Origin of the sequence: Microcoleus sp. S1D4 (assembly GCF_036700765.1) — a bacterium.
Taxonomy (GTDB): domain Bacteria; phylum Cyanobacteriota; class Cyanobacteriia; order Cyanobacteriales; family Microcoleaceae; genus Microcoleus.
This window is the reverse complement of sequence record NZ_JAUBPP010000009.1, coordinates 165,334-178,978: the sequence shown is the minus strand read 5'-3', so window position 1 is coordinate 178,978 and position 13,645 is coordinate 165,334. Positions and strand designations below refer to the sequence as shown.

Below are 13,645 nucleotides of genomic sequence, written 5' to 3'. Positions count from 1 at the left end.
TGAAACTTAATGGTGACAAACTTTTCAGCGATTTTCTCTGTTAAATTCCAACAAGTCTAATCATTAGATCGAGGTCTAAAAGCGAAAAGCGAAGAGTGTCCTCCTCCCCTCTCACCGATACATTCAAGGAATTTAACAAACAATATCAAAAAACAATATAATTATTTCCAGGTTTCTGACCAGAATCAAATTTATTATCCATACTACGATTCTATTTTCGCCGAGGCTAAGCGATGTCTACCGAAAAATTAGTTAACTGGCTCGAATCCAACACCGAATTAGGCATATTATCCCGCGAGATTTTACAGGCGATCGCGCTGGAAATGGAAATGGCAACTTTTCCCCCGGGATTTCGAGTGGTAATCGAAGATACGCCCGTCACCAATCTCTACATCCTAGAAAGAGGACAAGCCGATCGCTACCGGCGCAAACAACCCGGTTTAATGTGGGGGAGTAGTTTGTTACCGGGGGCGATCGTCAATTTATCCGCCCTCCAACGATCGCAACCGGCAGATAGTCGAATTATTGCCCGTACAGAATGTCAATTTTGGGTAATTAGTGCCTCGCGCTGGCGCAGTTTGCTAGAAAGATATCCACGCATCACCGAAGCCTACGCTCAACGCTTGGCCGCGAAATTAGAGCAGCTAGAATCAGAAATCGCCTACGAAAGAGAGCGTCAAAACGCCCTCCGCAGCTATCTAGTACCAAGGGCGAAACGCGGAGTAATTGGAAATAGCCGTTATGCAGTGAAATTGCGCCAACAAATTCGCACAGCATCGAGTGACAATCGATCGGTATTAATCTCTGGCGAACCGGGTTTAGAAAAAGATAATTTAGCAGCTTTAATTCATTTCGGTTCCCACCGCCGCAACGAGCCAGTTATTCAGATCAAAAGTGCCTTGCTGCAGGCTAATGGAGCAGAATTATTCGGGCGTTTGGGCGGCAAACCAGGATTGTTGGAATGGTTGGGCGAAGGGACGTTAATTTTCAATGACGTGCAAGAATTACCAGCTCAATTATGCCCCCAAATTCAGCAACTATTAACCGAAGGAACCTATACATTAGTAGTCAAAGAAGGACAAATACCACCGCCACCGCGTTCTACTAATGCCCGCATTATTTTAATCTCAGAAATTGTGCAGCCCAAGCTAGATAAGCTGACACAACACAAGATTAAAGTCCCATCCTTGCGGGTGCGAAAAACAGATTTAGAAGCACAAGTCAACTATTATCTCAATATCATTGGTCGCAAAAAGAAATTAGTCAAGCCCCAAGTCACACCAGAAGCAATTCGCCGCTTGCAAGCCTACGATTTCCCCGGTAATTTGCAGGAATTGCAGGGAATGGTCGATCGCGCTTTAGTTCAAGCCCAGGGAAGTCAGGTACTAACCGAAGAAGTATTTTGGGCCCAAGCGGCAAAAAAACAAAGATTTCGCCTGAATTTATTAAATATCTATCCTAAATTTAGGCAATTTTTGCGGAGTGATTGGTATCCCGATCGCGTAAATTATTGGTTTACAAGTTGGGTATTTGCATTAGTAGTAATTATTCTATTTGTTGCCCCCCAAGATAGGGAGCATAATTTTGCTCTGAACATTTTCTGGGCCTGGTGGTGGCCGTTGATGTTATTATTATTCCCCCTAGTCGGGCGATTGTGGTGTGCCTTTTGCCCATTTATGATTTATGGAGAAATCGTCCAAAAACTATCGCTAAAATTTTTCCCGCGAACTCTCAAAAAATGGCCGCGCCAATTAGCTGAAAAATGGGGTGGTTGGTTTCTATTCGGACTATTTACCCTAATCTTTCTCTGGGAAGAGTTGTGGAATTTAGAAAACACTGCCTATTTATCCAGTTGTTTGTTATTGCTAATTACGGCGGGCGCGGTAATTTTTTCGCTGATTTTTGAAAGGCGGCTTTGGTGTCGATATTTATGCCCCATCGGAGGGATGAATGGATTATTTGCTAAACTTTCAATCATCGAATTGCGCGCCCAACAAGGAACCTGCGCGGCGGAATGCACCACCTACCAATGCTATAAAGGCGGCCCGGGCTTGGGGGAAGGATTAACCACTAATGGATGTCCAATTTATTCCCATCCGGCCCAATTAACTGATAATAAAGATTGCGTCTTGTGCATGACTTGCTTAAAAGCTTGTCCCCATCGATCGGTAGAATTAAATGTGCGCCCTCCGGGAATCGAATTATGGACAACCCATGTTCCTCACAGTTATGAAGTTGCCTTGTTATTTCTATTATTAGGCGGTATCTATCTCCATCGCTTACCGGAAATCGATAGTTTGTTGGGGTTGGGCATCAATTTAGAGCAATTTTTACCTCACTTAGGAATGTCGCTTGCGGTGTTAATTATCCCGCCGCTGATTCCGTTAGTAGCTTATGCCGTCATGCAGGCAATTTACCGATTGGGACAAGCAAAAACTATCCCATTTACAACCTATAAACCTCTCTCATTTGTCTTTCTTGCCTATGGATATCTACCCCTAGTCTGGGGCGGTAGTTTGGCTCACTATTGGCGATTGGGTTTGCAGGAAGGCGGGCGATTGATTCCGGTAACTTTTGCCACTTTCGGACAAATTAGAGATGATTTGCCGAGTTTTGTAGGAGATCCAGCGGTGATTAGCTTTTTGCAAGGTTTTACTTTGATTGTCTCATTGTTGGTGACGATATTTGTGACTCAAAAAATTGCTAAGCGATCGATTAAATCTTTGATTCCTCAGCATTTAGCGAGTTTGTGCCTGATGGTGAGTTTGTGGTATGCGATCGTGGGTAACTAATGTAAAATAAAACCAGGAGGATTTACTATGAATTCACAACTTCAACAAGCGATCGATCTTGCTCAGTCACTGTCACTGACAGAACAGCTTGAACTACTTAAAACACTATCCGGTATTATCCAACGCACCCATTCTCTGGAAACTCAAGCTGCAATAACAGAGGAAGATACAGATTTTTCAATAGCAAGCTTTCGCCAATCTTGGCAGCAAGCCATGACTGGACAAACATTACCCCTTTCTCAACTTTAGGAGGGTTTAGCACAACTTCTGAAGAATCAGATGCTTTAGTCTTTTCGTTATAATCCCATGAGTAAACTGGCTGGAAGCAAACTATGTCAATACCGAAAAAAGGAACAAGAAAAATTATTGTAGATGGGGAACCTTTCGTCTGGCTAATCCGAAGACAAGCTGCTAATATGCAAGCAGAATCGGGAAATCTTCATGTTGCTGTCGAACACGCTGATAGATCGGGATCGGTGTTAGTTATTATCACCGATAGAGCTCATTCTCAAGGTTGGAATCCAACAACTAACTGTACATTTATGCCAGTAAGACCCTCTGATGTAGCACAATGGATACGGCAAGCGGTGCAACTCGGATGGCAGCCAATGCGATCGGGAATAACTTTTCAGGTGCAGATTGCAGGAGGATGTGCAGAAAAAATATATTAGAGCCGGGAGTGTCGATCGGCTATGCTGAAGATAGAAAATTCACACCGCCCTCAATCTCAAAATGCTACTCGTTCCTACGGCTGAACCAATTCCGCTTGTGGCTGATGCAAACGGTGTCATCCGCATTAGCACAACCAGAGTCACCTTAGATACAGTCCTTACAGCTTTTCTAGAAGGAGCCACAGCAGAAGAAATCCGGGAACAGTACCCGTCTCTTGAACTTTCGGATATTTATTTTGCGATCGGCTACTACTTGCGACACCAATCCGAAGTTGATGCTTATCTGATGGAACGTCAACGTCTTGCCGCAGAAGTTCAGCAGGAAGCAGAAAAGCGTTTTAACCCAGTTGGAATACGCGATCGCTTATTAGCAAGACGCAACCAAAAAGGGTAGTTTTATATGCTGCGATTATTGGCTGATGAAAACTTTAACAATCAAATTGTTCGGGGTGTTTTGCGGCGGAATCCCGATGTTGAGATTGTCCGCGTTCAAGATATAGGACTCAGAGAAGCAGACGATCCAACAGTCTTAGAATGGGCTGCGCTGCAAGGGCGGGTTGTACTAACTCATGATGTAGCAACCATGACAAACTTTGCCTACGATAGAATCGAAGCTGGTTTGGCGATGCCAGGGTTATTTGAAGTCAGCCGCCGTGTTGCAGTGGGTTTGGCGATTGAGGAAATTTTGCTGATTTCTGAGTGCAGTCTGGAAGGAGAATGGGAAGGACAAGTGCGATTTTTACCTTTACGCTAACTGCCATAAAATTGTCATAATTCAATTAATGATACAGATTTAATGTGACTTAATAAATACAATAAATCATTTGAAAGCTTGTGGATTGTGGGTCGATCGCACTTCACAAACACATATTTTTTACTAGGCATCCTGCTTGACAAATGGTATAAATTATGATATGAGTTGAGACTTGATTAAAATAGAAAATTAATTTTTGAATAGCAATTTATCAAACTTGAAAATGCAAGCGCGAACTTATGAGCGAATCCTCAACCAAACCCGCCAGAATTACCAAAGTTATTCCCGACAGCATCGCAGCAGAAATGGGATTTGATGCCGGAGATTCCATCGTCGCTGTCAACGGCCAAAAACCCCGCGACTTGATCGACTATCAATTTCTGTGCGCCGACGAATTTCTGGAACTAGAAGTTTTAGATGCTAAGGGCAAAACTCACAAATTAGAAATAGAAAAAGAGTATGACGAAGACTTGGGCGTTGAATTTGAAACTGCCCTCTTCGACGGACTAATTCAGTGCAACAATCGCTGCCCTTTTTGCTTTATTGACCAACAACCACCGGGAAAGCGGGAAACTCTCTATCTCAAAGATGATGACTACCGACTTAGTTTTCTTTACGGCAGCTATCTCACTCTCACCAATCTGACTGAAAAAGAGTGGAAACGAATCGAACAAATGCGGCTTTCTCCTCTCTACGTCTCTGTGCACGCTACGGAACCGGACGTGCGGATTAGGTTGCTGAAAAATTTCAGGGCTGGGAAGATTTTAGAGCAAATTAAATGGTTTCAAGAACGCCGCTTGCAAATTCACGCTCAAGTTGTGGTTTGTCCGGGAATTAATGATGGCGAACATTTGGAACGCACTTTGTTAGATTTGGCAAAGTTTCATACCGGAAATATCCCGGCTGTGGCATCGGTGGCTGTAGTGCCGGTGGGTTTAACTCGGTTTCGCCCTGCAGAAGATGAATTGATTGCTGTAACTGCCGAAAAAGCGCGGGAAGTTATCGCGCAAGTGCATCAAATTCAAGGGGTTTTGAGTCAGGGGAAAGGCCGCGGAAAAGCCAAGAAAAAGAATTCAAAATCTGGCTGTATTTGGCTGGCTGATGAATGGTTTTTAATCGCGGGTTTGGATTTGCCGTCGGCGGCTGATTATGAAGATTATCCCCAAATTGGTAATGGTGTGGGTTCTATCCGCCAGTTTATTGGGCAGTTTGAAGCGGCTTTTGCTAAGCTGCAACCGCTGCCGGTTATTGGGCCGCGCCAGTTGGTTTGGGTGGTGGGGAATGCTGTTGAAAAGGCTTTTGGGCCGATCGTACAACAACTAAACCAAATTCCCGGCTTGTCGGTCAACATGGCCGCACTCTCCAGCCGCTACTGGGGACAAACTATCACCGTCACGGGTTTGCTCACCGGGCAAGATTTGCTGGAAGCTTTGCAGGGGCGAGACTTGGGAGATGGCATCTTGCTGCCTTCGGTTATGCTAAAACAGGGTGAACCTCGTTTTCTCGATGACATGACCGTAGAACAGCTAGCTAGCTCGCTGAAAACCCGGATTTTGCCGGTGAGCGGAGTAGAGGAACTAATCTCAGGGGCGATCGGTCTGGCAACTGCTGAAGTTCAATTCTAAATTTTGAATCAAGCATTCAAAAGTTTAAGATGAGTAGGTAATTGTGACTTGTAAATGTTTAGTCCCGGCTACAGACTCGAAAATTGAGAACTCAATCTTGCTCTAAAATTGTCTCTAGAATTGCAGTAATTAAAAAATTATGCGTGTTTTTCGTCAAATCGTCGTGGTCGGAGTGGGCGCTGCAATTACTTTCAGCAACGCCGCACAAACTGCTTCGGCCCAGCCCCCGGCTCAATCTCTCGACAGCTCTGCCAGCTTAAATCAGCTCGAATTAGGCCCGAATATTCGATCGACCTCAAACACAGCGTCAGAACCAGCATCAGAGCCCGAAGAATCGATCGCCCTTAACCCCCCAACCTCCGAGGCGGATCGGCAAGGGGAAGCAAATATCGCAGCAACTGAGCCAACCAAGCCCGAGCAAGCATCAAAGCCCCAACAGGCTGCTCCGGCTTCCCCTGCAACTCAGTCTGCACAGAAGGCGCAGTCTGGAACGCCCGCAAATACAGTCTCTCAGCAGCCAATTCCGAGCGGCCCAAACAGTGTTCCGGCGCCCAATTTGCCAGCACTAACTCCCCGCGGCACTCCCATCGAAAGTTTCCCCCCAGTCACCCCGAAGGGCATTTTAGAAACCAACCCTCCGGCTTCCCTAGAACCCAACCCGAATCCGCTGCTGTTTCCGACAAAGCCCGAGGATGTCAGGATCGAGCAAACAGAGTCAATTACCTTGCAGCAGGCTATAGACCTCGCCCGCCGCAACAGTCAAACTTTGCAAATCGCCGAGAAACAACTCGAACAAAGTCGATCGGCCGTGCGCGAACAACAAGCTGCTTTATTTCCAGACTTGACTTTTCAAATGAACGCGAGCCGCCAAGTCAGCGCCAGCGGACAGATTGGGGTGCAGTCCCGGCTACGCCGCAATGAGACTTTGCCGGCCAACCAACAACTGCCGGCGAATTCTCCCGAGTTCGACAATTTCGGCAGCACCAGTCTCAACAACAGTTTGCAGTTGAGCTACGACCTCGACATTTTCGGCCGCCGCAATGCTAACATCCGCGCGGCTAGGGAACAGTTGCGCTTTCGGGAACTCGATTTGGAGCGCCAAGCCGAGCAACTCCGCTTCGACACTGCTGAGGCTTACTACAATTTGCAAAACTCCGACGGACAAGTTGCTATCCGCCAAGCTTCTGTGAGAAATGCCCAGCAAAGTTTGCGGGATGCTGAAGCTTTGGAACGGGCCGGGGTAGGAACCAGGTTTGCGGTGTTGCAAGCTCAGGCAAATTTGGCTAACGAACAGCAGCAACTCTCGGTGGCCCGCCGCGACCAGCGAGTGGCCCAGCGCCGGCTGGCTGAGCTTTTGAATATCAGCCAGTCGGCAAACTTGACGGCGGCTGACCCGGTGGAGCAAGCTGGCTCTTGGCGGCTGTCTTTGGAAGAGAGTATCGTGCAGGCTATTAAGAATCGCCCTGAGTTGGAACAGCAGTTGGTACAGAGGGATATCAGCAAGCAGCAAAGGCGATCGATTCGGGCGGGGGGACTGCCTCAAGTCAGTGTCAGCGGTTCCTACAACTTCCAGGGGGTAACTTCTGACAATCCAGACCCGTTTTCTACTCGCGGCTGGGGAAGCGGCTATGCGCTGCAAGCGAATCTGACTTGGAATATCTTTGATGGGGGTGCGGTGAGGTCGAGGATCAAACAGCGGGATGCTGATATTGCGATCGCCGAAAGTCGATTTGACCAACTCCGCAACCAAGTGCGCCGGGAAGTGGAACAAGCGTATTTTGGCTTGGAGTCGAGTTTTGAGAACATCGAAACTTCTGAGGCGGGGGTTTTGCAGTCGAGGGAAGCTCTGCGTCTGGCGAGACTGCGGTTTCAAGCTGGCGTGGGTACTCAGACGGATGTGATTCAGGCGGAAACTGATTTGACTAGGGCTGAGAGAAACCGATTGTCGGCAATTGTCACCTACAACCTGGGGCTTTCGTCTCTCCAGCGGGCTGTGAGCAATCTTCCCAGTAATAACCTCTCGGATGCTCCTTGATAGGAGTTTGCCCCAAAAAATGCCACTGTAGGTCAACTCCAAACCCATATCCGATCGGTCATTCCCAATTTTCAAATCTCAAATCTCAAATGCTATGAGATTGGGTTGGGTTGGCTTGGGTTGGGTTGGGGCGATCGACCTTTAATCGCAAAGGATGAGACATCGGGTATGAAACGTTCGACACATTAGTTAATATTTGGTTAGAGAGCTCCATGTCAACTGCGTTAAGGAATCGGTAATGGCCAATATCAAGTTTGTGAAGGAAAATCAGGAAGTCATCGCAGCAGATGGAGCCAATTTGAGGCTCAAAGCTCTAGAAAACCGCATCGACTTGTACACGTTTTCGGGAAAGATGATGAATTGCGGGGGCTACGGTCAATGCGGCACCTGCATTGTGGAAATTGTCGAGGGAAGTGAAAACCTCTCGCCCCGTACTGATTTTGAGAACCGCAAGCTCAAGAAAAAGCCCGAAAACTATCGGTTGGCTTGTCAAACTACCGTCAACGGCCCGGTGAGCGTGAAGACTAAGCCGTAGCTAGGGTTTGCCAAGTTCTAGGGAAGAGGAAGAAGGAAGGAGGAAGACGGAAGACGGAAGGCGGAAGAGGGAAGAAGCTGTAGACTTCTGGGGTTCTCGGGTTCTCGGGTTCTCCGAGGCTCCGAGGCTCCGAGGCTCCTTCTGTCTTCGAGTTTTCCTTTGGCCTTTGAGTGGTATCCTAGTAGTGTGTGTTTTCCTATTTTTTGATAGAGGCGGGGGTCTTCATGGAAGTTAATGATTTAGGTTTTGTGGCAACCATTCTGTTTGTATTGGTTCCCAGCGTTTTTCTCATCATTCTGTACATTCAAACGGCTAGCCGTCAAGGTGGAAAAGAATAGCAATTGCTGCTATTTTTGTCTGGCAAAAGCTAGTAGTCAAAAAAAGCGCCAACAGTTTTTTTCTGGGGCGCTTTTTTTGTGAACTGTTTGGGAACGAAAATTTAATTATATCAATTTCGGTTGCACTCATACATGATGTTAACTGTTAACTGTTAACTGTTAACTGTTGACTGTTGACTGTTGACTGTTAACTGTTGACTGTTGACTGTTGACTGTTGACTGTTGACTGTTGACTGTTGACTGTGAATCGAACAACTGAAAATTGCACCGAGATAGGTGGTGACTTATAAAAATCATTCATGAATTTCTCTCTAAGTTATCACCTGACAATGCAGCCGGAAACGATATTACTTAGGAATACAATTTAGTAATTGCTGGTTACCAGACTTTTGTCGCTAACAAGCAAAATAAGCAAATCGCTTAAACGATTTGCTTGCCATTCCTAGGAAGATTTTAGCTACTTTCTTCACAATCTCAAAACTGACGCACGCCGGGAATAAATGGTGCTGAGGTTTTGAGATTGCTAGCGGATGATCGAGAATTACTCGCACTCGCCGCACCCCACCGCTGGCGGTGAGAGTCTAGCCGACGACTGTGCGGGCTAGCAAGACGGGACAGTTGGCGTAGACTCTCACGTAGTCCGAGAGGGAATTTCCTAGGAGTCGATCGAGATCCAAAAAGTTTTTGGCAACATTGGGCCGCCGATCCGGGGAACCGATTACTAATAAATCGGCATTCACTTCGTCTGCAATCCGACAAATTTCTTCCCCGGGCTTACCTGTGGCACTCACGCAGCGGTAGCTAACTCCCAGTTGTTTCGCGAGGGCTACTGCGGAAGCTAATACTGGGTCTTTTTCAGCATTTGCTGTTACATCTTCGGTGGATTTTCCAGTCAAATCTTTGGTGACGTGCACTAAAATTATCTGTCCGCCGCTGACTTCTTTGACAAAAGATAGGGCTAGTTCTAAGGATTGTTTGGCGGATTCAGATGGGTCTAGGGCCACCATGACTCGCCGGATTTTTTTGACGTAGATGTCGTCTTTGACCAACAGCATCGGTCTGGATGTTAGCTGGAAAACGTACTGGCTGACTGAGTTTTCCAAAATCGATTGCAGCCGTCCCAATCCCCGAGAACCCATAATCACTAAGTCGGATTGTTCTTCTTCTGCGACTTGGCAAACTGTGGTTTTTGGGTCTCCCTGTTTCAACCGGGGATTGACTTTGTTGGGATCGATTTTTAAGGACTGGACTGCTTGTGCTAAAATCTTGCCTCCTTCTTCCAACTTTTGGGCCATGCCGTCGGATGTCACTTGGGGCGGCACGACGTGCAATACGGTGACAGAGCTTTGTTGCAAGGAAGGGATGTCCATCAACATATTAAACATCTCTTCGCACAAGCCACGACCGGCGACGGCTACTAAAATTTTTTCTATCATGGTTGTTTTTTGCAGTAAAAACAGTTGAGTTTTCTTGTGCGACTCTCTCACTAGAGCGTTGGTACTCTAGGGGGTCAATGTCAAGCATAGGCCTGAAGTTTGCTTTATGATTTGTAGAAATGTAGCGTTTTGGAACAATTTGTAACGTGTTAGAGAACGATCGAACTCAACCAGAACTCGCACCGACTGGTGCTATTCAAAATCGACCCGGTATGGACTCTGAGGGCTGGTTTGAATATTTGGTGCGAGTCTACCCTCACCATACTGACTATTCGGGTATGGTTTGGCACGGGACTTATCTGGCTTGGATGGAGGAAGCGCGGGTGGAAAGTTTGCGCTCTCTCGGTATTGAGTATGCGGAGTGGGTGGCGCAGGGTTTGGAATTGCCCGTGGTGGAGCTTTCGCTGCGCTACCACCGCTCTGTGCAAATGGGTCAATTGGTGGCTGTCAGAACGCGGGTGGCGGCGAGTGAGGGTGTGCGGCTGCTTTGGGATTACGAAATTCGATCGCCCGATACGCAGGAATTATACGTGACGGCGCAGGTAACTTTGGTTGGTGTCGATCGGGACAAGGGCAAGATTATCCGCCAATTGCCGCCGGCGCTCAAGGAAGCTTTGACAAAACTTTCTGTTAAACCTTCAACCTAAGCTGCTGTTAACTACCAAAAATATAGTCCTGCACGGGTCGCCAGAAACTGGGTTTTTTGCCAAAAATTTGGTTGTAGCCCTTGATGCCAACAAAAAACCCGGTTTCTTAAGTAAGGAGTGCGTAATTCCTGACCGGGTTTTGGCATTCTTCTAATTTATACTTTCAGCCTTGGTGGGACTTTTCAATAATGTCAAAAAAATTGGAATTAGCCGAAGAAAATATTGACATTCAGCACAATATTTTGGCAAATAATCAGTTAATACCTGCGTCAATAGCAGAAGAAACAACGATTGTTTCTGGAAACCCGGACAATTTAAACAACGGTGAATTAGCTGACGACAGTCAAGGTAAAATTTGGGCGATCGTCTCGCTGTCTGTGGCGCTGCTGGCGGTGTCCCTGGCGGCCATTTTTATTCGGTTGAGCGAACGGGAAATCAGTCCGAATGCTACGGTTTTTAACCGCTTGTGGATAGCAACTGCGGTATTTGGAATTTGGAACGGGGCGGGGGAAGCGCGCCGCCGAATGTCTGGGAATGTAGTTGAAGCGCGATCGAACTACACTCTGAAGGATGTGATGTTATTAACAGCCGTCGGCGTGGTTTCTTCTGCTTCTCTCGGTTTCTGGGCCTGGTCGCTAACTCAAACTAATGTCGCTAATTCTACCGTACTTCGCAACTTAACTCCTTTATTTACTACTTTGGGGGGATGGCTGCTGTTGGGACGGCATTTTGACAGCAGGTTTTTGCTGGGATTGGTAGTGGCTTTGTCAGGCGCAATTGCGATCGGCACTACCGACTTACAAATCGCGGGAGACAATTTTACCGGGGACATAGCTGCTTTGTTATCCGCAATGTTTTATGCAGCAAATCTGCTGATTGCGGAAGATTTGCGAACCAAGTTCCCGGCGACAACTATATTGATGTGGCGCTGTTTGATTGGTAGCCTCTTGATTTTGCCCTTGGTTTTGCTGGAGGGCGATCGAATTTTCCCTTATTCTTGGGAGGGATGGCTGACTGTAATTGCCTTAGCCGTGATTTGTCAAGCTTTTGGCCAAGGACTTCTCATCCACAGTCTCGGCACTTTGTCATCGGGATTTGTCGCCCTTTTTCTGCTCCTAGAACCAGTAATTACGGCGATTATTGCCTGGATGCTATTTTCGGAAAATTTGAGCTTGTTTAATTGGTTCGCTTTCTCTGTAGTTTTGGCTGGAATATATTTAGCCAAATCGAGCAAATATGCCGATCGCAAATAAAACAAAAAAGGAAAAAACTTAAATGGTAGCAACATCAACCGGTATAAATTCCTGGCATTACGAATTGAGTTTGCTCCCTCAATACTTAGAAAAGCTGTTTGCCAAACTGCGGATTGCTGTGGTATTCGGCGGCAACTGCGATCGCCAGGGAGCCGTAATTTACAAAACGCACAATCCCCGTTCTTGGAAAAGCTACGAAATCGTCGCCCGCGAGATTGCCCGAGCATTAACCGAAATCGGCTTTCAGCACGTCTTTGTCATCCCTGATGACATGAACTTGCCCGCACAACTAAAAGAACAAAAAATCCATTTAGTCTGGCTAAATACGGGCGGAGTGCAGGGCTACAATCCTGTTTGTCACACTCCCGCCTTGTTAGAAATGTTGGGAATGCCCTATGTCGGTCACAATCCTTTAAACAGTTCTACTTTAGACAACAAACACGCTTTTAAACGGGAACTGCAATCAGTCGGAATAAAAACTGCTCCGTTTATGACTTGGCACCCTTCCCAAGGAATTTTTAAACCTAATTTGCACGAGCGTTTTGCCATAGTCTTCGGTGATTATCGAGGGCCTTTTATTGTTAAACCAGTATCCGGCCGGGCTTCGCTGCAGGTTCATTTTATTGACAAAATTGAGGGCTTATCTCAGGCGGTTTCAGAAGTTCACCGAGAAACTCATAATACGGCTTTAATTGAAAAATATTTGCCAGGAAGAGAATTTTGTGTAGCGGTTTGTGGTTATGTAACTCATGCTAAAGGCTGTTTTACCAAAAATCCAAAACCCTTTGCCTTTTCCACGGTAGAACGAGTTTTTGAACCGGAGGAACGCATCTTTACTTCTATGGATCAAAAGGCGATTACGGCAGATCGCGGGCGGTTGATGGGGGAGGAAGAACCAGAACTCAAACAAAGGTTAATTGAGTTAGCTTGCAAAATATATTGGGAGTTTAGTTTGAACAGTTTGGTGCGGATTGATGTCAGGAGTGATGCTGAGGGTTCACTTTATGTTTTGGAAGCAAATCCGAAGCCAGATCTAAAACATCCAGACGAAAATGTGACAAGTTTGGTTACTTTGGGCTTGGCGGAATACGGGATGAGTTATAACGATTTAATTTTTAGTTTGCTGGCGGATCGGTTGGATTATTTGTTGACTCAACATATCGCGATTATTCCTCATATTGTGGATTTACTTCGCTAATTGAACTTTGACAAAACATCTTGTAGGGCGTGCATTGTACGCCGTTGCATTCAAATTTATTGCCAATCTACTGTTGGAGGATTATGCCTTCGCTCCCCCGCTGCCCCCGCATCGAAAAGGGGAGCGGAAAATATCAAAGTCAACCCCTACTCCCAGACTATCCGGGGGAGTAGGGGGGTATGGGAGGGGGAGCGAGACGCGCGTATCAACGAGAAATACAAAGGTTTTTAGGGTTGACTTGACAGCAATGCAACAGACACCTTACCTGTTGCATTTATGTAAATAAATATAAATTGCCGAGCCAAGTAAAAAAAATGCGCGCAAGTTGTGATAGCTTTGAGCAAGAACACGATTTGTGGAT

The 13,645-nt window shown here is 46.4% G+C and carries 13 protein-coding genes; 12 read left to right on the top strand and 1 reads right to left on the bottom strand.

The genetic code is table 11. The annotated features are described in order from the left end of the window. Positions 1 to 233 precede the first annotated feature (233 nt). The 9 genes from QT998_RS12105 to psbM all read left to right on the top strand — a co-directional run bounded on the left by QT998_RS12105 (position 234) and on the right by psbM (position 8,750). Complete coding sequence (locus QT998_RS12105; RefSeq protein WP_333092887.1) at positions 234 to 2,792, top strand: sigma 54-interacting transcriptional regulator; 2,559 nt, start codon at positions 234 to 236, stop codon at positions 2,790 to 2,792. A gap of 27 nt (positions 2,793 to 2,819) precedes the next feature. Then, positions 2,820 to 3,041 carry a hypothetical protein gene (locus QT998_RS12100; RefSeq protein WP_333116904.1) on the top strand — a complete coding sequence of 74 codons (222 nt, stop codon included), beginning with the start codon at positions 2,820 to 2,822 and terminating at the stop codon, positions 3,039 to 3,041. A gap of 83 nt (positions 3,042 to 3,124) precedes the next feature. Further along, entirely contained in the window at positions 3,125 to 3,463 is a 339-nt protein-coding gene (locus QT998_RS12095; RefSeq protein ID WP_333092889.1) for a hypothetical protein, read from the top strand. 61 nt (positions 3,464 to 3,524) lie between these two features. Beyond that, a complete protein-coding gene (locus QT998_RS12090; protein WP_194066251.1) occupies positions 3,525 to 3,857 on the top strand; it encodes a DUF433 domain-containing protein in 333 nt (110 codons plus the stop codon). 6 nt (positions 3,858 to 3,863) lie between these two features. Beyond that, on the top strand, positions 3,864 to 4,217 hold the full coding sequence (locus QT998_RS12085) for a DUF5615 family PIN-like protein (RefSeq protein ID WP_194066250.1): 354 nt from the start codon (positions 3,864 to 3,866) through the stop codon (positions 4,215 to 4,217). Positions 4,218 to 4,456: 239 nt separating this feature from the next. Continuing rightward, the gene (locus QT998_RS12080; RefSeq protein ID WP_333116908.1) at positions 4,457 to 5,842 is read left to right on the top strand and encodes a TIGR03279 family radical SAM protein; all 1,386 of its coding nucleotides are present in this window, start codon (positions 4,457 to 4,459) and stop codon (positions 5,840 to 5,842) included. Positions 5,843 to 5,981: 139 nt separating this feature from the next. Next, positions 5,982 to 7,877, top strand: a complete 1,896-nt coding sequence (locus tag QT998_RS12075) for a TolC family protein (RefSeq protein ID WP_333092891.1) — start codon at positions 5,982 to 5,984, stop codon at positions 7,875 to 7,877. A 238-nt stretch (positions 7,878 to 8,115) separates the two neighbouring features. Further along, positions 8,116 to 8,412 (top strand): 2Fe-2S iron-sulfur cluster-binding protein, encoded by a 297-nt coding sequence (locus QT998_RS12070; RefSeq protein ID WP_194065444.1) that lies wholly within the window; start codon positions 8,116 to 8,118, stop codon positions 8,410 to 8,412. Between the two features lie 224 nt (positions 8,413 to 8,636). Continuing rightward, on the top strand, positions 8,637 to 8,750 hold the full coding sequence (gene psbM / locus QT998_RS12065; RefSeq protein WP_193970859.1) for a photosystem II reaction center protein PsbM: 114 nt from the start codon (positions 8,637 to 8,639) through the stop codon (positions 8,748 to 8,750). Between the two features lie 581 nt (positions 8,751 to 9,331). Here the strand turns inward: psbM and QT998_RS12060 are convergent. Further along, positions 9,332 to 10,186: a universal stress protein gene (locus QT998_RS12060; RefSeq protein WP_333091536.1), complete on the bottom strand. Its 855-nt coding sequence runs from the start codon at positions 10,184 to 10,186 to the stop codon at positions 9,332 to 9,334. Between the two features lie 146 nt (positions 10,187 to 10,332). On the opposite strand from QT998_RS12060, the gene QT998_RS12055 reads away from it, so the two are divergent. From QT998_RS12055 to QT998_RS12045, 3 genes are all read left to right on the top strand, one after another. Further along, entirely contained in the window at positions 10,333 to 10,833 is a 501-nt protein-coding gene (locus QT998_RS12055) for an acyl-CoA thioesterase (protein WP_194012814.1), read from the top strand. Between the two features lie 188 nt (positions 10,834 to 11,021). Further along, positions 11,022 to 12,086 carry a DMT family transporter gene (locus QT998_RS12050; RefSeq protein WP_333091533.1) on the top strand — a complete coding sequence of 355 codons (1,065 nt, stop codon included), beginning with the start codon at positions 11,022 to 11,024 and terminating at the stop codon, positions 12,084 to 12,086. A 22-nt stretch (positions 12,087 to 12,108) separates the two neighbouring features. After that, positions 12,109 to 13,284, top strand: coding sequence for a D-alanine--D-alanine ligase family protein (locus QT998_RS12045; protein WP_333116910.1), 1,176 nt, complete (start codon positions 12,109 to 12,111; stop codon positions 13,282 to 13,284). Positions 13,285 to 13,645: the final 361 nt, after the last annotated feature.